Annotated in this window: 17 protein-coding genes and 1 pseudogene; 9 read left to right on the forward strand and 9 right to left on the reverse strand. The window is 61.3% G+C overall.

Annotation, left to right across the window (positions count from 1 at the left end; all coding sequences use genetic code 11):
- Window positions 1–147: 147 nt before the first annotated feature.
- Entirely contained in the window at window positions 148–1,137 is a 990-nt protein-coding gene (locus tag KF886_03105; protein MBX3176325.1) for a nucleotidyl transferase AbiEii/AbiGii toxin family protein, read from the reverse strand.
- A complete protein-coding gene (locus KF886_03110; protein MBX3176326.1) occupies window positions 1,130–1,750 on the reverse strand; it encodes a hypothetical protein in 621 nt (206 codons plus the stop codon). Before KF886_03110 ends, KF886_03105 begins: the two co-directional genes overlap by 8 nt.
- Window positions 1,751–2,245: 495 nt before the next feature.
- Between KF886_03110 and KF886_03115 the strand changes: the two are divergent.
- The 9 genes and pseudogenes from KF886_03115 to KF886_03155 all read left to right on the forward strand — a co-directional run bounded on the left by KF886_03115 (window position 2,246) and on the right by KF886_03155 (window position 12,660).
- Window positions 2,246–3,652, forward strand: a pseudogene (locus KF886_03115) (hypothetical protein).
- 306 nt (window positions 3,653–3,958) lie between these two features.
- Window positions 3,959–4,324, forward strand: coding sequence for a hypothetical protein (locus tag KF886_03120; protein ID MBX3176327.1), 366 nt, complete (start codon window positions 3,959–3,961; stop codon window positions 4,322–4,324).
- A 691-nt stretch (window positions 4,325–5,015) separates the two neighbouring features.
- Window positions 5,016–6,130 (forward strand): IS3 family transposase gene (locus KF886_03125; GenBank protein ID MBX3176328.1). Its coding sequence is split into 2 segments (ribosomal slippage): window positions 5,016–5,286 and window positions 5,286–6,130, totalling 1,116 coding nucleotides; the frame shifts between segments, so codons are not numbered across the junction.
- Between the two features lie 690 nt (window positions 6,131–6,820).
- The gene (locus KF886_03130; GenBank protein MBX3176329.1) at window positions 6,821–8,023 is read left to right on the forward strand and encodes a hypothetical protein; all 1,203 of its coding nucleotides are present in this window, start codon (window positions 6,821–6,823) and stop codon (window positions 8,021–8,023) included.
- A 134-nt stretch (window positions 8,024–8,157) separates the two neighbouring features.
- The gene (locus tag KF886_03135) at window positions 8,158–8,334 is read left to right on the forward strand and encodes a hypothetical protein (protein ID MBX3176330.1); all 177 of its coding nucleotides are present in this window, start codon (window positions 8,158–8,160) and stop codon (window positions 8,332–8,334) included.
- 235 nt (window positions 8,335–8,569) lie between these two features.
- Window positions 8,570–9,916: a hypothetical protein gene (locus KF886_03140; protein ID MBX3176331.1), complete on the forward strand. Its 1,347-nt coding sequence runs from the start codon at window positions 8,570–8,572 to the stop codon at window positions 9,914–9,916.
- Between the two features lie 39 nt (window positions 9,917–9,955).
- Window positions 9,956–10,990, forward strand: a complete 1,035-nt coding sequence (locus KF886_03145) for a zinc ABC transporter substrate-binding protein (protein MBX3176332.1) — start codon at window positions 9,956–9,958, stop codon at window positions 10,988–10,990.
- A 148-nt stretch (window positions 10,991–11,138) separates the two neighbouring features.
- Window positions 11,139–11,819, forward strand: a complete 681-nt coding sequence (locus KF886_03150; GenBank protein MBX3176333.1) for an ATP-binding cassette domain-containing protein — start codon at window positions 11,139–11,141, stop codon at window positions 11,817–11,819.
- Window positions 11,812–12,660 carry a metal ABC transporter permease gene (locus tag KF886_03155; protein ID MBX3176334.1) on the forward strand — a complete coding sequence of 283 codons (849 nt, stop codon included), beginning with the start codon at window positions 11,812–11,814 and terminating at the stop codon, window positions 12,658–12,660. The genes KF886_03150 and KF886_03155 overlap by 8 nt, the downstream gene beginning before the upstream one ends.
- A 448-nt stretch (window positions 12,661–13,108) precedes the next feature.
- Here the strand turns inward: KF886_03155 and KF886_03160 are convergent, their stop codons facing one another.
- The 7 genes from KF886_03160 to KF886_03190 all read right to left on the reverse strand — a co-directional run bounded on the left by KF886_03160 (window position 13,109) and on the right by KF886_03190 (window position 22,011).
- Entirely contained in the window at window positions 13,109–13,912 is an 804-nt protein-coding gene (locus tag KF886_03160; GenBank protein MBX3176335.1) for a hypothetical protein, read from the reverse strand.
- 102 nt (window positions 13,913–14,014) lie between these two features.
- Window positions 14,015–14,245 carry a hypothetical protein gene (locus KF886_03165; GenBank protein ID MBX3176336.1) on the reverse strand — a complete coding sequence of 77 codons (231 nt, stop codon included), beginning with the start codon at window positions 14,243–14,245 and terminating at the stop codon, window positions 14,015–14,017.
- A 3-nt stretch (window positions 14,246–14,248) separates the two neighbouring features.
- A complete protein-coding gene (locus KF886_03170; protein MBX3176337.1) occupies window positions 14,249–14,641 on the reverse strand; it encodes a type II toxin-antitoxin system RelE/ParE family toxin in 393 nt (130 codons plus the stop codon).
- Complete coding sequence (locus KF886_03175; GenBank protein ID MBX3176338.1) at window positions 14,616–14,936, reverse strand: type II toxin-antitoxin system ParD family antitoxin; 321 nt, start codon at window positions 14,934–14,936, stop codon at window positions 14,616–14,618. The genes KF886_03170 and KF886_03175 overlap by 26 nt, the downstream gene beginning before the upstream one ends.
- Window positions 14,937–14,997: 61 nt before the next feature.
- Window positions 14,998–15,900 (reverse strand): alpha/beta hydrolase, encoded by a 903-nt coding sequence (locus KF886_03180; protein MBX3176339.1) that lies wholly within the window; start codon window positions 15,898–15,900, stop codon window positions 14,998–15,000.
- Window positions 15,901–16,906: 1,006 nt separating this feature from the next.
- The gene (locus KF886_03185; GenBank protein ID MBX3176340.1) at window positions 16,907–17,134 is read right to left on the reverse strand and encodes an addiction module protein; all 228 of its coding nucleotides are present in this window, start codon (window positions 17,132–17,134) and stop codon (window positions 16,907–16,909) included.
- Between the two features lie 227 nt (window positions 17,135–17,361).
- Complete coding sequence (locus KF886_03190) at window positions 17,362–22,011, reverse strand: 2-oxoacid:acceptor oxidoreductase family protein (GenBank protein MBX3176341.1); 4,650 nt, start codon at window positions 22,009–22,011, stop codon at window positions 17,362–17,364.
- Window positions 22,012–22,047 lie beyond the last annotated feature (36 nt).

Below are 22,047 nucleotides of genomic sequence, written 5' to 3' on the forward strand. Positions count from 1 at the left end.
CGTCACTGTCCTGGTGGGCAGAAAACCGATCGGCGGGGGCTGTGTCTCGGGACGTGAGGCGGCGCTTCTCCAGGCACACGAACGGGCGTTGCCCGATCGCGTGGCACGGATTGGTGTGCGTGGCGGGCTGCGGGCATGCGCACAATATTAATGACGATTGATCCGGTTTTCCAGGGCGGTGAGCCCCTGTTCGATCATCTCGAAGCTGGGGATTGCTCCGAAGAGCATGGCGCGCATCTTGAGGTAGTCTTCCAGAAGCGCCTTGCGATGATGTGGCTGGGGCAACAACCGCAGACTCCCGGGGCGAGCTGAGTCGTAGTTGGCCCACGGCGCGCGATAGAAGTGTTTCTTGAATTCCACCACATCCCGCAGTAGATCTGTGCGCTCCAGCGCCGCGTCACACAACGGCAGCAGCGTCATTCTATACAGGTCGTAGTAGTGGCGAGAATAGCGTGGGGGCAGCCGCTTTTCCGCCGTGCGGTGGGCTTCCTGATGAAGAATGGTGGCCTTTTCCCAGAAGGTGCGCTCGGCGTCGATCGTTCGCACGGAGGTGTACTGTTGCTTGAAGGCGTTTGGAAAGTGCTCCGCCGCGTAGGGCCGAATCGGGCGTTGGGAATGTGGCAACCATGCCGCAATGGGGCCGATTTCCAGCTGGATTTCGGGTTGGATGGCATCCAGCGCGAACGCGCGGGGATAACGAATTCGAACATTCTCTCCTTCCGCATATACCCGCATGGGTTCCGCGACGCGTTCTGACAGTTCGGCGCCCAGGGTTGGAGCGACGGTATGCATGAGAAAATCCGCCGCCCGCTGATTGGCCAGCTTCCCAAAGCGAGCCTGCTGGGTGGCGCTGCGCGCGGCGAGCGGTTCGGTATCGGTATAACCCAAAATGCGCCAATCGAGAACCAGGTCAATATCTTCGGAGAAGCGTTCGATCGCGGCGAAGGCTTTGGAAAGACTTGTCCCGCCTTTGAAGGATAGCCGCTCCTTCCAGGGGCTGTCCGCGAAGAGGTAATCCAGCACCAGGCAAACCCAGAAGTCCTTCTCGACGATTGCGGGATGCGCGCCCATCTCTACGGCGGTTTCGCGAAAAAGGTCGCGCCGGTCTTCACGTGACCACCGCGCCACCTCACGCATCGGACGTATCTTCCCCGGCGGCGAGACGCCTGATTATCTCGTGAACCCACGTGGTGACGTAGCGTGTTTCGCGGAGAGCGTTGATGAGTTCCCGCCGGGTGAGCCGCTTGCGCAGGGAGTCCAACGTCTGCTCCTCGACGCGCTCTTCGCCCAGGGCCTTGAGCGCGTGAACCAGGAGTGCGGTCCTTGGAGAAAGGCCGGTGGTTTCTTTGTTGGCGCGGCGTTTCAAGTGAATGCGACCACCATCCCATTCGTACTGCTTGGTTGGACCGTCGCTGAAGTACTCCCATTGCGCGGGCACCTGGGTCGAAAGGCCCAGCAGATTCAGGGCCGTGACGCCCGTGGGCACGAGAGTCCAGCCGTGGGCGCGGGCAATCGCGTGGGCGATAGCATCCGGATCGGGGCTCGCCGGGCCTCGGCGCACCGCGCTGTAGGCGGGGAAATCATAGACCCCGCGGAGCGGTCGACGGAGCGTGCCGGCATTGGCCAAGCGAAGCAGCCCTTTCTTCGCCGCTTCATAGCCCGCGAGATCGAGGAAGTCTTTCGGCGTAAACGCGCTGCCCGGACCGGCCCGACGCACCCGCGCAAGTATCTTGTTTTCTGTCGTTTGCATGGGGTTTTGGCTTTCTTCTTTGTCCCGAATTATAGCATAAATTCGGGACAAAGTAAAGCGAAGTTCCACCTGCACTCCCAACTTGAGACACTTCCGTGTTCGCACATATTGTAACCTGGTTGCCATGAGGCAAATATGGATATGCTGGATCGAAAGTTTTCACAGAAGCCATCGGCTGGCTTGGCGCAAATGCCGTCTCCGCTTTGGCGGTCGTCAATTCGCTCGGCGGCGGCTGTGTCTCGGGACGTGAGGCGGCGCTGCTCCAGGCACACGAACGGGCGTTGCCCGATCGCGTGGCACGGATTGGTGAATTCGCGGTTTTTGGCGTCGGAGCTGGCCCTGTTATACTGCCCGCGTTTGACACCACCCGGACCCGGCCGAATGGAAGGTATACCCATGCGCCTCGCCACTTACTTGTTCCCACTCGTTCTCGGCATGTTACTTGCCCTTCCGCACGGCGCCCTGGCGCAGGGGGCCTCCAACCCCATCGTCGAGGAAAACCGGAAGCCCGGCGCCAACGATTGGCAGCTGACGCGCGCGCGCGTGGATAGCGGCGGTTTCCGGTCTCCCTGGATTGAGGGCTATTGCTCGAAGCAGAGCGTGAAGGCGGGCGAAACGATCGATATCATGGTGTCGACGAATCCGCCGGTCCGCTTTGAGATCGAGGTTTTTCGCATGGGCTATTACGGCGGGAAGGGCGCGCGCCTCATGACAAAGCAGGGGCCGTTCGATGGCGTCACGCAACCCGACCCGGAGAAGGGCGATAAGGACCTGCACGAGTGCCAGTGGACGCCTTCGGCCTCCCTCACGATTCCGGAGGACTGGCTGAGCGGGGTGTATCTGGGCCGGCTCACAACGCTGCCGGGTAGCGAGGAGCTCCCTTATTGGCAGAGCTATGTGATCTTTATCGTGACGGACGACCGGCCGGCCGATATTCTCTTTCAGTGTTCGGACAACACGTGGCAGGCGTATAACCGCTGGCCGAACAAGTACTCGGTGTACACGCACCCGAAGGGCGGGCAGGGCCCCTGGGCGGATGTGAGTTTTGATCGCCCCTACGGCTTCGAGGCGCAGAACACGAGCGTGGTCTATGCGCCGCTGACGATTGGCTCGGGCGAGTTCCTCCCTTTCGAGTTCCCGCTCGCCTACTGGCTCGAAAAGGAAGGCTTCGACGTCACCTACGCGAGCAACAGCGACATGCTTTCCCCGGATCGCGGGCTCAAGTGCAAGGCGTTCATCAGCGTGGGGCACGATGAGTACTGGGATATCCGCCAGTTCGACAGCGTCACCCGGATGCGCGACGAGGGCGTTGATCTGCTCTTTCTCTCCGGGAATTCCGTGTGCTGGGTGTCGCCGTTCCGGGAGAGCAGCGACGGGCGCCCGAACCGCATTATCTTCCGCGGCGGCCCCTACGGCGCGGACAACTATTACGCCGTCGACCGCCAGCGCGATCATGGCCCCTTCCCGGAGCACGGCCCCGACGAGGGCCTGCTCATGGGCGCGCGCAACGTGGAGCCGGTCAACGGCGGCGGCGACTGGATCATCCGGATGCCGGCGCACTGGATGTTCGAGGGCACGGGCGTGGAACAGGGCGATCGCATCCCCGGGCTCATCGGCTGGGAATACCACGGGATGCCCGCCGACATCCCCGGTCTGGAGATCGTCGCCAGCGGGACGGCGTGGGTCGGCGGCGAAACGCCCCAGCAGTGGACCGCCACGATCTACCCCGGCCCCAAGGGCAACTTCGTCTTCAACGCCTCGTCCATCTTCTGGGTGCAGGGCCTGAGCTCGCCCCCCGGGCACGTGCTGCCGTGGTCGCACTGGAGCCGCCCCCACGGCCCGGATGAACGCGTGCAGCGGATGATGGAGAATTTGCTGGAGCGGGCATTGGGCGGGGAGTAGGCGAGGCGGGGTGTCAGAGCGCAGCTGCAACGCTCATCTGAGCGACTCCAAGCAGGGTAGGAAACATGAACTCGCCCCGCATTTTCCTGATTCCCCGCTGAGGCGACCGGAGTCCCCAAGATGCAATTCTCGATACTTGGTCGAACCAAAAAACCTAAACGAACAGGGTAGGATTTGAGTCGATCCTGTAAATGTCGATACCTCAGGAGTATTGACACGTGTCGGCGATACGTGGTATGTTCGGATTCCGTTGATTATGAGATTGTATTTTCAATTGGAGTCTGGAAAATGCACGGAAGACTGGACATGAACCGCATTGCGGGCAGCCTAACGGCGCTGCTCGTGGCGGTTATTCTTGTCCAGCCATTTCTCTTGCCGATTCACCTTCTGGTTTCGCATGGTGCGGATCAGCACAGCCATCACCACAAAGGCAGTGCGGGGGAAGCAAACTGGCGGGCCGTCAACTGTTCTGACGAAAATGAAGGCTTTTCGGCGGCCCATCATTGTCCGATCTGCGCGTCTTATTGTGCCAAAGGGCGTACCCAGGCTATTTGGACCAATACGACGGCCTTCTTCCCCGCTGCATTAGCGGTGGGGTATGCGGAATTCGCCGAGCGGACCGCAAGCCTGCCCCTTTTCTCGGCTCCAGGCCGAGCCCCTCCCGTCGCTTAACTCCCAAGCGACAACGTTTTAATCCTCCATTTTCCAGGCTTGCACGTTTTGTACGGTTGCGTACCGACGCTTAACTGAGCGCCCCGTCACAATGCATACCAAGCGGAACGTGACCAAATCCCCGCAACGTTGACAGGCGCAATGGCTCATTGCATCCTGCGGGCGGTCCATTTGTGGAGATCGTTGTCCGCAGACGTTTTATCCATGATTGCGGTGTGATTTTACTGGCTTCTTGTGCGTGGGCGCCTGCGCGATTCGGGAAAACTCGAAACCCCAATTCTCCCGTTTGAGATTCAGGCTCGGCGTGCTCCGGAGAGCCCTGAATTCCATACGCCGCGTACGGAAAAGCCGCAATACTACACGTAAATCGGGCCATGAAGTTTACCGAGATTCGTAACAGCGTGAAACGGAATCGTGTCAGACATAGAGGATCTTCTGGTCCGGTCATCTTGATGCACGTATTGCTGGTGGCGGCATTGCTCCAGTTAATGGCGCACCGCAGTCATGGACACGCCCCTGGCCCTGTGCCCATGTCCGGCGCCGCATTCGGCGAGTCATCCGATGGGCATAACCACAACGACCCTGCAGAGTCTGAAGTTACCCCCATTTTTTGGACAGGTGCTAAGTAAAGATTTGCCGGGTTGACCCGGCGGATCAGCACCCCGGACAATGTCCGGAAGGAGTTCGAGAAATGGCTCAGAAGCGCAAGAATCACTCCCAGGAGTTCAAGGCGAAGGTGGCGCTGGAGGCGGTGAAGGGGGTGCACACGTTGAGCGAGCTGGCGTCGCGATACAAGGTGCATTCTACACAGATAGCGCAGTGGAAGAAGCAACTGCTTGAGAACGCTCCGCATTGCTTCGAGCGCGGGCGTTCGGGGGGTGTTGTGGACGCGGAGGCGCTGACCGCGCCTTTGTATCAGGAAATTGGCCGTTTGAAGATGGAGGTCGACTTCCTCCAAAAAAAATACTGAGCGCACCCGCATCTGAGCGTCGCGGCTGGGTCAACCACACGCACCCCGGCTTGTCGATTTCGCGGCAGTGCGCATTGCTTGGCGTATCACGTTCGAGCGTGTACTACACCCCCAATAGAAGCGAATCCGAAGAGAATCTGGCCCTGATGCGGCTCATCGACGAGGAATATCTCCGGCGCCCCTTCTACGGCGTCCCGCGCATAACACACTGGCTCAACAGCCAGGGCTGGGAAGTTAACCACAAGCGCGTGGCGCGGCTCATGCGGCTCATGGGGCTGCAGGCCACACTGCCCGGCCCGCACACGAGCAAGCCGCACCCGGAGCACACGATCTACCCATATTTACTGCGGAATCTCGTCATATCCGTGCCCGACGCGGTGTGGTGCGCCGACATCACGTACATTCCGATGTACAGAGGCTTCATGTACCTCGTGGCGGTCATGGACTGGTTCAGCCGCTACGTGCTGACGTGGGAGCTCTCCAACACACTGGAGGCCAGCTTCTGCACGCACGCGCTGGAGCGGGCCCTGGAGGGCGCCTGTCCGGCCATCTTCAACACGGACCAGGGCAGCCAGTTCACGAGCGCGGAATTCACCGGCGCGCTGCTGGGGCGGGACATACGCATCAGCATGGACGGACGCGGACGGGCGCTGGACAATGTGTTCATCGAGCGGCTCTGGCGAAGCGTAAAGTACGAGGACATCTACCTGCGCGAATATGCCGACGGCCGCGCGCTGCACGAAGGACTGTCGGCGTACTTCCAATTCTACAACCACGAACGCCCTCACGACGGGCTGGGCAAGCGGACACCGGCCTATGTCTACCAGAATGGCTGACCCCACGGAAAAATCGCGCGCTTATTTGGGCCGCTCCGCTCCGGCCTTGCCCTTCGGGCATTCCGCCTTCGGCGGAAACGGCCTCCGCTCCGCGGCCCAAATAAGCGTCCCCAGCTCGGAGGCATTGCCCCAACCCCGGGGGGACTGCTACGATGTCCGGAGGTAGACCGTATCTGCCACCGTACTAGGACATCTTAATTCACCCCGGTACCTGTCGAAGGATGGGGGTAAGCTCAGTCCGGCTGTGAACTTTGCATCGTCGCCTCTGGTTTGAAGGCGACGGCCTCATTCACCCTACCCCTTCCTTTCACGCGCCTGGGCAGCATGCTGACCCACCCGGCGTTCCGCTACGTGTCGCTAGCTTCCTACGGCCCGTGGCTGGGCCGCGCCCCTCCCGTCGTTTCCTGAATCCCTTTGACACTCGAGTTGTCCCTCCAGGGAGAAGTCTGCTCGGTCGCGCCCTGTTCTGCGGCGTGAAACCGTCCGAAGTTCAGAAGCATTCGCTTGTCGAAGGTCGCACGCACCCAAACGTGGTGTTGCGGGCGCACCGTTGCCGCGAGCTTACCCATGACACGAATGGAGTTAGATTCAATGAAAACAATTCTACAACCAATACAACTATTCGCTCTCTTTTGCATTGCCGTGCAGCTAGTCGGGTGCCCGCTGCCTCCACCCCCTGAGCATCCCGATTTGCTCGGCGAATGGCAGCGGCGAAGTCCCGTAGACGCCCATCAATGGGAGGCGGAGCAAATACATTTTGCATCCGGAACTGAAGTCTACTACTTCGGGAGCTTCGGCGGCCCAAACAGCTTTGTGGACACCAAGCAGGGCGGAGACTTTCCTGTCTATCCCGCCTTCCGCGGCACCTATGTGGTGGACGAGACGGCCGAGCCGATTGCCATCGATTTCACTTGGACCGATTACTGGCCCAGCGCCGAGGGTGGGCAAGATGCCAGTTTCGAGCCATTTACGCAGGTCGCCATATTGGATACCATTCTGGACGGCCACGGCGACCACAGTCACGAGTTGCTGTACATTAACTTCGGCGATTCGGTTACCCGGCCAACCAACTGGCATGGTGAAATCAAGTTCGAGCGGATTGCGCATGGAGATCACGACGACCACCTGCCGACCACCGCGGAGGTGTATCTTCAGGGCGGTACGGAGCGCCTGGCGGATGTTCATGGTGACCACTGGCATGGCCGCATCGAGCTTGAACTGGGCGCCTCGCTCGAGTTCGATGTTCGTTTTCTCAACGACGAGGGGGACGAAATTCTGCTCGACGCGAACTTCACAATGAGCGCCGAAATTGCACCGGGCTACCCGACGGACATTGCCCAGATAGTAGCCCACGGCGATCACTTCGATGTGGAAGGGCTGGCTGCGGGCGAGACGCGCATCGTCATCCACTTCCTGCACGACGGGCATATCGAGTGGAGCACGCCCGCGCTGCGGGTGATCGTCCACGAAGCCGACGAGCACGAGCACGAGCACATGCCCGTGTCGGCGGACGTCTACCTCCGGGGCACGGAGGACCGCCTCGCCGACATGCACGGCGACCACTGGCACGGCCGCATCGAGCTGCAAGTGGGCGAGAGCGTCGAGTTGGATGCCGTATTCGTGAACGCGGCGGGCGGCATGATTGCCCTGGGCGGCGAGCATAGCCTGGCGGTCGAGATCGCGCCCGAACGGCCTACGGGCATCGCGGGCGTCGTAGCCCACGGCGATCACTTCGATGTGGAAGGGCTGGCTGCGGGCGAGACGCGCATCGTCATCCACTTCCTGCACGACGGGAACATCGAATGGAGCACCCCCGCGCTGCGGGTGATCGTGCACGAACCCGACGAGGAACACGGGCACGGCGATGATCACGGGCACGATCACGACCACTAGCGGCATAGTTGCGGTCTGAATCGGGTATTGAGCGGGCCAGCCACTTCCGATGTGGCGTGGCTGGCCCCGACAATTGTACGTCGTTTAAGCAATGACAACATGCCATGTCACATGGCGATATAAGGAATTACATCATGCACATTAAGCCAGTAAGCCGTCCGGAATCCGCGAGCCTTCGATCGACTTTCGAGTTGACCCTGCTTTTTCTCGACATTGTGCACTCTACAATGGCTGCCCTCCGCAAGGAGCCCTTTGACGGTGGCCACAACCATGACGATGATCACGATCACGATCACGGCCACACGCACTGAACCAAGTCTTGCCGCACGTATCCAGCCGGGATCTTGCCCTCGCCGAGCTGCGTTTCCCGGAGCTTGAGCATGTATATGCGGCTCTGCGGGACCTGTGGCAACTTCGATAAGGAATGTGAAAATGACAAAACCAGCATTGAGGCGCATCACCCTATGCGCCGCGTTGGCCTTTGGTCCGGCGGCATGGGCGGGCGCCCAGGATTCTGACCTCGATACACTCAAAGAAAACGTCCATTTGCTTCAACAACAAATGCAACAGATGCAGGAGGCGCATCAGGAAGAATTGCGCCAGCTCCGTCAGGAGGTTGAAGTTCTACGGCAGCGTCCGGCGCCGCCGGATCCCGCGATCGAGCGTGATTTCGCCGACGCCTTGGAAGAGGAATCCAAGTCCGCGCCGCAACCGACGCTTATGGACAACATTCGGACGGGCGGGCGAATTTCACTCAGCAATTACATGGACATCTCGGCGAACGTGGACATGGTCGGGCGGCTGCACTCGAACAGCCTGCGGCGGAACCGCGAATACCTGGATGTGCGCCACGTCGAACTGGGGCTCTCGGGCGCGGTGGACCCCTACGGCAAGTTTGTGATGTACCTCGGCATGCATCCCGGGCACGGCCACGACCACGGCCACGATCACGGGCCCGTTTCCGGCAGTTTTCCGCGTTTCAGAAGCCCGACCGTCAACGCGCTGGCCGAGAGTATAGACAATCTGTTTGGCTGGTTTTGGGAGAACAGGTACTGGCACCCGCGCGAGCACGGGCACGACGACTGGGAACTGGATGTCGAGGAGGCCTACTTTACCTTCGACAAGCTGCGCTACAACCTTCAGCTTAAGGTGGGCAAGTTCAAGGCCAATCTCGGCAAAGCCAACCAGGATCACCTGCACTCCCTGCCGTGGACCGACTACCCGCTTGCGCTGCAATACAATTTCGGCCCCGAGGGCCTGGCGGGTATAGGCGCGTCGCTGAGTTGGATGATACCCAATCCCTGGGACCACTATGCGTTGCTTACCTATGAGGCGTTCAAGAACGATAATCCAGGTGTTTTCGCCGGTAGCGACGCCACCGACTTGACCCACCTGGTGAACCTCAAAAACTTCTGGAGTATCGGCGACGAGTCCACGCTTGAGCTCGGGTTAAGTGCCGCGTGGGGGCCGAACGACCACCGGCACGGAGGAAACGCGACCTGGCTGCAGGCCGTGGATTTGACCTACCGCTGGCGTCCCTTGGATGAATCCCTCTATCGCTCATTCCTCTGGCAGACGGAGGCGTTCTTCGTGCAAAAGGATGTGCCGGACAATGAGAGCATGGACACCTACGGTTGGTTCACGGGCATGGAGTACCAGTTCGCGCGGCGCTGGTCGGCGGGCCTGCGCTATGATTTCGCGCAATGGCCCGACGACGACCGCTTTCGCGAGCACAACTACCAAATCTACACCACGTTCCGGCAGAGCGAGTTCGCCTACTGGCGGCTCGGGTACCGGCACCGCGACCCGAACTTCGGAAGCAAATACGACGACAATGAGATCTTCCTCCAGTTGAATGTCTCTCTCGGGGCGCACGGCGCGCATAAGTACTGATTAGAAGTCCGAACATGCGAATTGCAAGGAGTTTTGGGTATGCGACTTACTAAGCCGTCTGCGGTCCATTCTTGGCTGCTGGCATTTTCGATTCTGGCGTTGGCGCTGAACGCCTCGGCGCAGCTCCGCATCGTTACCACCACCACCGACCTCAAGTCCCTTGCGGAAGCCGTCGGCGGGGAACTCGTCACCGTAACCTCGCTGGGGACGGGCAAGGAGGACATTCACCAATTGGCGGCGAAGCCGAGCTATATGGTTGCGGCAAACAAGGCGGATCTTTGGATCCGCCAGGGCCTCGAACTCGAAATCGGCTTCGAACCGTTAATACTGGAGGGCGCGCGAAACCCGGATATCCAAATCGGGCGCCGGGGACATTTGGAAGCGTCTATTGGCGTGCGGGTGCGGGACGTTCCGACCGTGCCCGTGGACCGCTCCCTCGGCGATGTCCATCCGATGGGCGATCCCCATGTGCAATCGGACCCTCTCAACGGGCGGATCATGGCGAAGAACATCCGCGATCGGCTGGCCGACCTGGATCCCGCGAACGCGGACACGTACACCGCCAACCTCGCCGAGTTCTATGCGCAACTCGACACGGCGATGTTTGGCGAGGCATTGGTTCGGGAATTCTCCGGCGAAGTACTGTGGGCGCAGCAGCAAGGCGGCGCCTTGGACGCCTTCCTGAAGGAACGTGGCCGCGAAGCCGGCGGGTGGTTGGCGCATATGGCGCCCCACCGGGGGGCGCGGCTGGTGACCTACCACCGAAGCTGGGGCTATTTTGCGGACCGCTTCGGGCTGGAGGTCATCGGCGAACTCGAGCCGAAGCCCGGAATCCCCCCCACGGCGCGGCACCTGGCGCAACTGGTAGAACGCATGCAGGCGCTCGGTTGCAAAGTCGTTCTCATGGAACCGTATTATAGCCAGAAGGCTCCCCAACTTGTTGCCGCCCGTACTGGCGCGGAGGTGGTCGCGGTTGGCAACATGGTGGGATCGGAACCCGCGGCGTCCGGCTACATCGCGATGATAGATAACATCGTCAAGCAACTGTCGCAGGCATTTTCGGAAGTATATTAAGGAACAGCGTGTGGTTTTCTCGCCCAAGGCGCACCCAGAACAAACCGTCCCCCATGTCTCGGCCGGCCATGGACCGGCCGGGGCGCCCGTGACAGACAACGTCGCTGTGTACTTTCGGCGGCTCTGTCTGGGCTACGGAGGCGCCCGGGTGTTGGATAATATTGACCTGGACATACCGGAAGGGGCGTTCCTGCCCTTCGTGGGCCCCAACGGTGGCGGGAAGACTACGCTCCTCCGGAGCATTCTCGGTTTCGTCAAGCCCGAGCACGGCGAAATCGGCTTCGGTAGGCCCGAGATCAAGCTCGGGTACGTGCCTCAGCAAAAGTCTATCGATCCGCTCTTTCCGGTGTCATTGCGACAGATTGTCACTATGGGCCTGTATCGTGAACTCGGCTATTGGCGCCGCCCCGACAAGACCCACAGGGCGTTTGTATCGGCGCAGTTGGAGGAAATGGGCCTGGCGGAACACGAGCACAAAAACTACCGCGAACTTTCCGGCGGCATGAAGCAAAAAGCGCTGATTGCCCGCGCCCTGGTTTCCGGGGCGGATGTGCTCATCCTCGACGAGCCGACGTCAGAACTGGATACGCCGTCCGAGCGGGACATCATCCATCAACTCCTCCGGCTCTGCAGGGAGCAGGGGAAGACTGTGCTGATCGCCTGCCACGGGATCCAGATGGCCCTTAGCGTGGCTGATCGCGTCTGCCTCGTCGAGCGCTCGCAGGCCCAGATCGTGCCGACGGCCGTAGCCTGCCATTTTACGGCAGCCAATCTCCACTTCGAAATGCCCCCCGCCGAACCGAGGGTGCAGGGGGCCGACCATGCCTGACGACTTGCTTGTGCTCTTTGAGGTCTTTCCCTACGCCATCGCCGCCGGACTGATCATCTCAACGGTCTGCGCGCTCCTGGGGGTCTTCGTGGTGCTGAAGCGGGTCGTCTTCATCGGAATTACGTTGTCGCAAACAGCCGCCGCGGGCATAGCCCTTGCCTTCCTGCTGGGCCTGCCTTCTATGTTGGGCGCAGGCGTGCTCACCATGCTGACCGTTGTTATGCTTGCTATTCCCTACGAATCGCGACGCGTACCACGGGACGCCGCGCTGGGGGCCGCTTTCCTGTTTTCATCGGCGCTCAGCATTCTCATCGTGTCTAAGAGCGGATTCGGTTTGGCGGAGGTACAGGCGCTACTTTACGGGGACCTCATCGTGACCAGCGCGCGCGATTTCCGCAATGTCATGTGGTTCCTGGCGCCGGTGCTCGTTGTGTTCCTCGCCTTCTTGCGACCGATCTATTGCGTCTTCCTCGACCGCGACCAGGCGGTAGTTCTCGGTCTTCGCGCGGGCGTATGGGAGTTACTCTTTTTCTGCCTGCTCGGCCTTGCGACCTCCGGCGCCTCGAAGGTGGGCGGCGCGCTGCTCGTGTTCAGCTACCTCACCGTACCCGCCATGATTGGCCTCATGCACGCCTCCCGGCTTTCCTCAGTCATGGCCGTCAGCGTCGCCGTGGCGTTGCTGGCCACGATAGCAGGTATCTACGTGTCCTATATTACAGATCTTCCTACAAACCAGGTTATCATCGTGCTCCAGTGCCTCATGCTGGTGGCGGGGGTCCTGGTCCGGGCGGCTCTTCCCTTCGCGTGGCGTGTGCGAACGTCATGGCCGCGCGCGCGCTGATGACGATCCTCGTCCTGCCCTGCTACGGAGTCGGTGGCGGTGCGCGGATGATGGAGAATTTGCTGGAGCAGGCGTTGGGCGGGGAGTAGGCGAGGCGCAAATGCAGCCTGCGAGCTGCGACACTGTGAGTTAGCCCTTGGATCTGACGCAAGGCGTGGCCGGGATGTTCTGAGTTGTTTGGGCATACCAAGGAAAGCCACAGAATGTAAGTCAGGCGTCTCGCCTGTCTCTCCGCGCCGCAGGGCGCGGAAACACAGGAACGGTCGCGCCATCCTGAAGTCAGGGCGTGCCGATTGGTCCATCAACCGTCCTGCGACAGGCGGTCGTTGCGTCGTGCTGGAGGCAATGCGGGCGGTCCGCTTGCGGCGGACCTGCGGGTTTGTCCCCGGCAGCATTTCGGCCTGCCGTGCTCCATGCGTTGCGAAAGCGCAATTGCGCACCCCTGCGCTCATTCCCCGTCCACAAGTTCGCCCGATTGCATGCCGCCATCATCGATTCTACGCTGTGGCACGATGTAACAGAAGATGAATACATAGCAATAAAAAGTGGCTGCAAGCACAAAGAATACGACGCTGGAGCCGCCGACAAACCACCAAAGCATGGGAATAAGGTCGAGCGAGAGCAAGTCAAAAAAGACGCCGCCCAGAAATGTATCGTAGTCCCATAGCACCAGGCCAATAGCGGGTGGCAAAAGGACGCACACGGCAAGGAGAACGACCGAGGAAAGCACTCGAGCCCACAAACGAGGGCCGAAAAAGTACCCGGGCCCGACGAGCGCCGCGAGAAAGACCACCATCAGGACCAATTCCTTCGCCTGAGGTATCCACCTGGCCCACTGCGCACGCCATTCCTCCAGCCCAATATAGTGAAATTCGTCGAGGGCGGGCGAGTGCAGGTAATAGAAGCGAACAACGCCATCGCTCGTATGGGCGGCCAGAGCCTCTCTTCCAAACAGGATATAAAGTGCAAACAGGCTCAGGTATCCCAGCACGAAGAACAGGGCAAAAGCCCCGGCTTTCCGAACATTCCCTTGAAGCTGTTCGTACAGGGGACGTATTGCAAAAGGGAAGAGAACGATGGCGGCCAGCTTGAGCACGCCCATAGCCGCGTGAATGGCCCAATCCGGCGGTCCGTCGAATGGCGGCAGCGCTGCGGTAAGTAACGCGTGAACGGCCCAGGCAACGGCGCCCGAAAACGATAGAACTCCGGCAACCAGCGTTGGCCTGAGTCCCCCTTCAACCGCGTGTTTCATAGGGACGATCGCCTTCCGTGTGACAGCCGGTGTCGCTGCCGCTCAAAACACACGACCGCACGCTCGCCAACTCGCCTCCGGCCCGGGCCGTGTACCGAGGGTTCACTTGTATTGCCCGCGGATCGTCTCGTGAACCTGCTTCCAGTCGTGTAGATCGGCCTCTCGCTTCCGAAGCGCCACCGAACGGCGCCGGAGGGCAACAAAGAGGGCGTCCAGGCCCTCCTCGCTGATTATTTCGGTGTGCCGCCCGTTTTCGAGGTCCTCTATGCCCTTCTGGACGTCCGCGCGGAGGCGTTCCAGCTTCGTGCGCTCATCGTCAAGCTGCGACCTCAAGATTCATTCCTCCTCGTCTGAAAGAAATGCCTCATCGCCGTATAGGTGACTCTCCGGGATGTGTTGCTCCATAAGCATTGCGTCGTGAAGGATGCGGCTGACACCAACGAAGTCTCCAGACAGCGAAACGTATACGATAATATGGTGTGAACGCTTAACCCCAGTCCCACTGCGCTTTCGGCTCAGTTCTACGCGATATGATCGAAACCTCTCACCAAGCACGGGCCGCGCTTGGCTATCCGGTCGCTCGGGTTCGTCGTCGATATCTCTTAGTGCTTGTGCAATCAATAATTTGTAGCGAACCGCTTGTTCCGGGCCAAATAGTCTGCGCGAAGTGGCCTGTATGGCGACCAAGTCCTGTCTGGCCGCGCTACTGAATTTCAGTCGCCGATACACGTTGACGCTCGTTCTCTACGATTTCCTCGGCTTCCCGGTCGATCCCATCCAAGAACGCGTCCAGTTCCTCATCACTGTTGACCTCGGTGTACCTCCCGTTCTCCAGGTCGTCCATGCCCTTCTGCACCTCCGCGCGGAAACGTTCCAGCTTCGCGCGCTCGGTCGCCTCCTGTCGTTCGAGCAGATGCAGGCCCGCCAGCACCACCTCCCGCTCGTTGCCGTAGCGGCCTTCCGATACGCAACGGCGGACATATTCCCTTTCGTGCTCGGGCAAATCCAAGTGTTCTACCGCCATGACCGTTCCTCCTGCTTACTCAAGTGCGCATCCCACGCCCATCGGAATGCCAACAACGTCATTATACATGCTTCCCGAACCACTGCACGACCCGTCGCAACGCCGCGACCTCCCGCGGTTCTTCTCCGTTGCTCAGGTGCTCCGTTTTCACGCGGTTATCAAACGAATGCGCGCCTTCCGGGATGGTGACCAGCTCGTGCGCGACGCCGGCCTGCTTGAGCGCCTCGGCCATCATCACCGACTGCGCGTAAGGCACGTCGGTATCGGCGTCGCCGTGGAGCAAGAGCGTGGGTGGAAAATCGCGCGTTACGTTCCGCACTGGACAATAGGGCCTGAATGCTTCGGGATTGGTGTGCGGATCGACATCGAGCACGGCCTTTGGCCACAGCCCGTGCTGGCGGCAGTACCGGTAATAGGTCCCCCGCTCCCCGCCCGTCGCCTCGGCAATGGGCGTCTCCCCCACGGCGGCCCGCGCCTCCGCTTCCGAGATGATCGGCTGCCGGCGGTAGAAGGGGTCCGGCTTCGCGTACCAGTCGCCGATGATGTCGCCATAGCCGTAGAACGAGACAATGGCTTTGGGGCGCAGCCCGAGACAACAGCCGGTCATGAGCGCCAGGTAACCGCCCGCCGAGTGGCCGATGACGCCCAGACGCGCCACATCGATATGGAGCGCGCCCGCCTCCTTCTCAAGCCAGTGAAACGCGTCCCGCACGTCGCCCGTGATGTCGGGCAGCCTCGTCTCCGGCGCCAGGCGATAATCGATGGAGACCTGGGCATACCCGGCGTCATGCAGCAAGCGCCGCTGCACCGGCTGCATCCACCGGCGCGTGCCCATCATCAGCGCGCCGCCGTGGAGCCACACGATCACCGGCGCGGACACGGAACGCTCGGCCGGATAGACATCAAGCTGGATTTCCAGGTCACCCGCGCGCTTGTACGTGAAGGTATGCGTTGGCAATTCCATGACGGCGGCTCCTCGACACCATCATACCCTTCGGGCACGATAGACGGAAGGGGTATCCACAATGAAACCTTGGATGCGCTTTCGGTGCATTGCAGGCGGGGACGCCCTCCTGTGGCGTGTCTTCGAGCTGCGCCCCGGCTGTAAAGAAGGACGGGCGTCTCACCTATATCACACAGGTCAAAGGCCTCTCGGGCCGGGCCGCCTTTCGCGAGGGTGCGCACTTTTACGGCCGGTGGTTGCGAGATGCTCCAGTCGGGACATACCGCCGCGTCAGCGGCCTCCTCCGCATTTTTTTTGGGCGCCGTTCTGACATTACCGCGCCCGGATTATTTGGAAGTAAGAATAGTCCCGATTTTTGCAGTTCGCCGGAAACCCACTATGATACGGGCTTTCAGCCCTGGCCGAAATCGTCGTCATTCTTCCTGGGCCTGCGGCCCAGGCTGGTATGATCGGCGCCTTCGGCGCTGAAGAAACGATTTTCAGGGTCGAAGGTCAGTTTCCGAGCAGACCGGGCCCGCAGCCCCGGTAAAGGGAGCCTATAGGCATTGACGGCGAAAGGCCCGCTCCATAGCGCCGGCAATTCATCGGCAATATCAATTGCCGCACCCCGCCATATCGGTAACTCTCCGGGATGTGTTGCTCCGTAGGCATCGCGCCGTGATGGATGCGGCTGACACCAACGAAGTCTCCAGACAACGGCACGTTGACGAAAACATGGCGTGGAGGCTTCAGGGGCGATTACGCGGATCCCGGCGGTTGTCGAATATGGCGTGAACCACGATCCGCTCAAGCTCGACTTCGAAGTAAATTGAGAATGGAAAGCGCTCGACCACACACCGCCTCAGATTACCCTGAACGAGCGGATAGATTTCCGGGGCTTTCCGAATCCGGTCAAGCGAAATCTCAACGCAGTCCAGGAATTCCAATCCCAAGCCCGCTCGCTGCAATTCGTACCAGGCGACGGCAAGCTCCAACTCGCCACCGGCTCGCGCCGTGTACCGAAGGTTCACTTGTATTGCTCGCGGATCGTCTGGTGAACCTGCTTCCAGTCGTGTAGATCGGCCTCTCCCGTCCGATGCGCGTGCAATCGGCGCTCCAGTTCACTTCGATGCCACTCCGGCATCGGAAGAGCGTGGTTGTCGGCAGCGATTGAATCCCAGACGTCCTCGACGAGCAGCAACTTATCGGCGAGATCAAGCTTTCCTATTTCATTTTTCAGTTGTTCGATGGTCATATGGTGAATACCCTCAATTTTAGTCGTTGGGCTGCCCACCATTAGAGCATTCACCCGGCCGCCTGTCAATCGGGCCCAAGGCGTCGCAAGGTAGTGGGTTCAAGATATGCCGATCGGGCATGCCGACGCGATGGATTGCCTACATTGATCTTCGCGCGGCCCGAAGAGAAACACCCGCGCATCTTCCCGATGCGCGGGTGATTGTTAGCGGATTCGCCGTGTGGACGCTATTTCGCGGCGGCTTCTTCTTCGAGCACGGCCATGCCCCGTGTCCAGACGTCGTCGCGGGTGATTTTACCCGCGTCCAGGCGCTTGATGATTTCGCGCTGGGCGATGTAGTCCTTGTTCTCCTGGCCGGCCTTGCTCTGGAGCATGCGCCAGGCCTTGCGGCGCTCGACGTTGAAGAGCACCATCTGGCGGGACAGCTTCATGGGGATGCGCTTGCCGTTGTTGCCTTCGACAATCACGTAGGATCCGAAATCGGGCACATAGCTCCGCGAAGCCGGATCGAGGTAGCGGCGGTTGACCACGTCGTTCTGCTCGATGCAGAGCAGGAGGTTGTCCAGCAGGATCATGCCCTGAATTTCCTCGCCGGTGGCCTTTTTGATGTGCTGGCGGAAGCGCGCCTCGGTGGCCGCCCAGTGGGCCACGGTGTAGTTGTACTTTTCCTTCGTTCCCTTGATGGTGACTTCCATCCAGTCGCGGTCGGGGTTGCGGTTGCCCTTGATGCTGAGGGCGTCGGCGTAGGTTTCGCCCAGGGCCGGGTTGAAGGTGAATTCCGGCAGGCCGCGCGAGTCGCGCACGGACTTCGCCTGCTGGGTGGCCATGTCGTCCGCCACGCCGTGCTCCGGCTGGCAGGTGGTGTAGCAGTGGAAGAAAGCCGTGCCGCGGTAGGTGAGGCCGTCGAGCAGGCTCTTGTAGAACTTGGGCTCGTCGGCCATGGATACCTGGCCCACATACGGGGAGCCGTGGCCGGCGGTGAAGGACTCGGCGATGTTCTTCATTTCCACGAGCTTGCCCTGCGAGGCCTTGCCGAACTGATTCATATCGAAGCCGCCGGTCATGGGGGAGGCGTCGGAGTTCTGGCCGCCGGTGTTGGAGTACACCTGCGTGTCGAGCATGAGGCACTTCACGTTGGGCCGGTTCTGCACGATCACCTTCGAGACGTTCTGGTACCCGATGTCGCCCATGCCGCCGTCGCCACCGACGCACCAGACCTTCGGCAGTTCGGCCACCTCCTGGTCCGTCATGATGGCGTCGGTGAAGTGCGTGAAATTGAAGTAGTCCTGCTCGGAGGTTTTCTCGCCGGCCAGCAGTTGATCCGCGAGGCGCTCCGGCACGATCGAGAAGCGCGCGTTTTCGATCATGAAGCTCTCGCCCATCAGCCAGCTGATGGTGGCGCCGTCCTGGAAGAGGGAATTCATCCAGGGGTACGGATGCGGGTTGTTCGGCGGGGTCGAGCCGTACACGGTGTTGCAGCCCGTGTGCGCGCCCATCGCCATGACCGACATGCCATTGGAGAGCCGCCCGTCGAGGGCCTGGAGGCTGTCGTGGTTGAAGGCGGTCTGACGGAGCACGGCGACAACGGCCTCAACGGCCTGCGCATCGCTGATCGCGCCATGCGCTTCCAGGCGCGCCAGCGTGTCCTCGTCGGTTTCGCCGCCGAGGCCCATCAGGACGTGCGCCACGGAGCGCTTGAACGTTTCGTGCGCCTCGGGATCGTCCTTCTTCCAGGCCGCCAGCAGGGCGACGCCGTTCTTCTCCAGTTCATCGGCCTTTTTGCGCAGGCGGCGGGCCTTGTTGTGGTAGAGCGGCCGCATGTAGGCTTCGGTGATAGACGCCAGCGCGTGCAGGACCGATTTCTCGCCGCACCCCGCGCAGGCGCCGTCGCCGGAAACCAGCGCTTCGTAGTTTTTCCGCACCATCAGGTGGTTGCGGAGGGCGGCCTGGCGGGACTGTTCGGGTGTCTCCGCGTCGTACAGGCCCAGGTACTTGTTCGGCGTCTCGGGCAGCAGGTCGAAGAAGTTCTGTGCGGACGTGATGCCCGAGTTCACTTCCTCGTTGTCCGGCACCATCACGAGCGCGTTGTGGTCGCCGCATTCGGTGACGCACTCGCCGCAGCCCTTGCAGAGGTCAGACACGAAGATCGAGAAGACGCCGCCCGCGCCGGCTTCCTTCTTCTCGCGGCTGGCGAACACCGCGTTTACCTTCGAATAGGCCACCGGCACCTTATTCAGCACGGTTTCCAGCTCGGTGCGCGCCTGCCCGGTTGCGTAGCCCTGCAGATCCACTTCGTCCATGATCAACTCGACATAACTCGGCGCGGTGTCGCTCTTGGACTGCTCCAGCATCTTCGCGCGCACCGTCTTGTCGAGATCGGGCACGGCCGCCAGCAGCTTCTCGCGGCCCGCCGGTTCGGACACATAATTCGTAATCGCCGTTCGCAGTATCGTCTCCAGATCCTGCGCCGTATTCGGCAGCGCGGTATCGGGGCAGGCCGCGATGCACTCCATGCACTGCGTGCAGTTCTCGGGGATCCACTTCGGCGTTTCCCGCCGGGATCCGTACTTCGACGAGGTAGCGCCGGTGCCCGCCGCCATAATGCCCACCGCCGCGAGCGGCGAGGCCGGCTGATCGTAGCCCAGCCCGGCGCGGAATTCGTCATCGAAAGTCTTGAGCTTGTACATCGGCACGCGCTCGGGCTGCGCCTCGGGCGTTCCGCAGCCGCAACGCGCGCCACAGCCGCCCACCGCTTCCAGGGCCACGCCACGCATCGAGGAAGCGTCCATCGCGGCCACATCGCCGTAGTGCACCTGCTGAAGGCGCAAGCCGCCCTGGATCATGACCTGCATGTTCGACTGGACGACGGCTTCGCCGAAGCGCCCAAATTTCTTCTGGTACTGCGCGAGCACGAGTTCCTGGAAAAGCTCCTCGGAGATGCCGAACTGGCTCAACAGCGGGGACACCTTGAAGAAGGCGCCCAGGAAGGCGTTGCCCTGCATGCGGAGCTGGAGGTCGTGCCGGTCCGTCGCTTCCTTGGCGATATCGAAGCCGGGGAGAATGTAGACCTTGATGCGCTTGTCGATGATCTCCTGCCGGTACTTCTTCGGGATGCGCGTCCAGGCCTTTTCCGGGGTCTCATCCGATTCCCACACCAGCGTGCCGCCCTCGGCGATGCCGTCGATGGGGTTGATGTGGGTAAAGGCGCGCGGGTCGCAGCACAGCACCACGTTCACGTGGCGCAGGTCGCAGTTTACGCGGACGCGCTCCGGTGCGGCCACGAGGAAGTACGAGGTGGGCGAGCCCTTCTTTTCCGACCCGTATTTCGGGTTGGCGCTGATGTGGATTACCTCGCCGGGCTGTCCCAGTTCGTCCTTCACGCCGTCGCGATCGGCGACGTGCGTGCCGATTTCACCGACGATCTCGGCGAGGTTCTTGCCCGTGGTGATCATGCCCCAGCCGCCAATCGAGTGGAGGCGCACCGCGACGGCGTTCTCCGGGAGCAGCGAGGGGGTTTCGGCGGAGCGGACGTTGTAGGGGTGGTCGATGCCGAGGGTGAAGAAGGAGGCGCCATCGGCCAGGCGCTTGCCGTCCTGCCGGTTCACGAGCCCCTGGGTGTATTCGTAGGCGCCGATGATATCCTCGGGCCGAAAATCGCGGGAGCCAAGCCCGTAGATGCCGGTGGCGATGTGCGGCATTTCGGAGGGCGCGATTGCGGGAATGCCGGCGTAGGCCAGCCCGTCGTAGTTCTGGAGGGCCTTGCTGAGGGCGGTGCGGATGTCGCGCGCCATGGGGTTGTCGCCCGCGAGCGGCTCGTCCGTGCGCTCCAGAATGATGACCTGCTTCTTGCCCTTCAGGGCCTCGACAATCGCCGCCTCGGGGAAGGGCCGGATCACGTTCAGGTGGATGGAGCCGACCTTGGCGTCACGCGTGGCGCGCAGGTAGTCGCAGGCGGCCTCGATATTCTCCGCCGCCGAACCCAGGGACACATAGACCGTGTCCGCGTCGTCCGTCTTGTATTTCGAGACGAGGCCATAGTGCCGCCCGGTAAGCTTCCCGAATTCGGCGTAGGCGTCTTCCAGGAAGCCGAGGATCGGCTCGATGAAGTTGTTCCGGCGCGCCGCCACGCCGTTCATGTAGTGTTCCTGATTCTGCACGGGGCCGATCATCGCCGGGTGCTGCAGGTCGATCACCTTGGGCACGCGCAGGCGTTTCGGCCCGAAGAGCACGCGCTGCGCCTCGGTCGGGCAGTTGATCAGATCATCCGGGGACCCCAGGAACTCGCGAATCAGGTCGGACTCGTGCTTGAGGAAGGTGCGCTCCAGGTGGGAGGTCAGGAAACCGTCCTGAATGTTAATGCCCGGCGTGAGAGACAGCTCGGTGACCTTGCGTATGATCAGGGCCTGATCCGCCGCCTGCTGGGCGTCCTTGCCGAACAGCATGATCCAGCCCGTGTCGAGGGCCGCGTAGATGTCGTCGTGGCCGCAGTGCACGTTGAGCGCGTGCTTGGTCAGGGCGCGGGCGGCCACCTGCACCACCATGGTCGAGAGTTTGCCGGGGGCGTGGTAGTACTGCTCCAGCGCGTAGACAATGCCCTGCCCGCTGGTGAAGTTCACCGTGCGGCGGCCGGTCACCGAGTAGGCGATGGCGCCGCCCTGGGCCGCGTGCTCGCCCTCGCATTCGATGGCGATCTTCTGGCGCCCGAAGACGTTCAGCTTGCCTTCCGCATACGACTGCTGGTAGAGCTCGCCCATTTCCGTGGAGGCGGTGATCGGGTAGAAGATGCCGCCGTCGGTCACCCGGGTTTCGGTATGGTAGGAAACGAGCTGGTTCCCGTTGGTCGTAATGCGTATGCCGGGATACTTCGGTGTCGACATGAAGTTGGTGCCTTTCTCTCAATGCCCGTTCCGGTG

Source organism: Candidatus Hydrogenedentota bacterium (assembly GCA_019637335.1).
Lineage (GTDB): Bacteria > Hydrogenedentota > Hydrogenedentia > Hydrogenedentales > JAEUWI01 > JAEUWI01.

Bases quoted from the DNA above. Each gene is read 5' to 3' on its own strand.
- KF886_03110 (MBX3176326.1), bottom strand. From the start codon at position 1,750: ATGCAAACGACAGAAAACAAGATACTTGCGCGGGTGCGTCGGGCCGGT.
- KF886_03145 (MBX3176332.1), top strand. From the start codon at position 9,956: ATGCGACTTACTAAGCCGTCTGCGGTCCATTCTTGGCTGCTGGCATTT.
- KF886_03105 (MBX3176325.1), bottom strand. From the start codon at position 1,137: ATGCGTGAGGTGGCGCGGTGGTCACGTGAAGACCGGCGCGACCTTTTT.
- KF886_03120 (MBX3176327.1), top strand. From the start codon at position 3,959: ATGAACCGCATTGCGGGCAGCCTAACGGCGCTGCTCGTGGCGGTTATT.
- KF886_03160 (MBX3176335.1), bottom strand. From the start codon at position 13,912: ATGAAACACGCGGTTGAAGGGGGACTCAGGCCAACGCTGGTTGCCGGA.
- KF886_03135 (MBX3176330.1), top strand. From the start codon at position 8,158: ATGCACATTAAGCCAGTAAGCCGTCCGGAATCCGCGAGCCTTCGATCG.
- KF886_03185 (MBX3176340.1), bottom strand. From the start codon at position 17,134: ATGACCATCGAACAACTGAAAAATGAAATAGGAAAGCTTGATCTCGCC.
- KF886_03155 (MBX3176334.1), top strand. From the start codon at position 11,812: ATGCCTGACGACTTGCTTGTGCTCTTTGAGGTCTTTCCCTACGCCATC.
- KF886_03190 (MBX3176341.1), bottom strand. From the start codon at position 22,011: ATGTCGACACCGAAGTATCCCGGCATACGCATTACGACCAACGGGAAC.
- KF886_03180 (MBX3176339.1), bottom strand. From the start codon at position 15,900: ATGGAATTGCCAACGCATACCTTCACGTACAAGCGCGCGGGTGACCTG.
- KF886_03175 (MBX3176338.1), bottom strand. From the start codon at position 14,936: ATGGCGGTAGAACACTTGGATTTGCCCGAGCACGAAAGGGAATATGTC.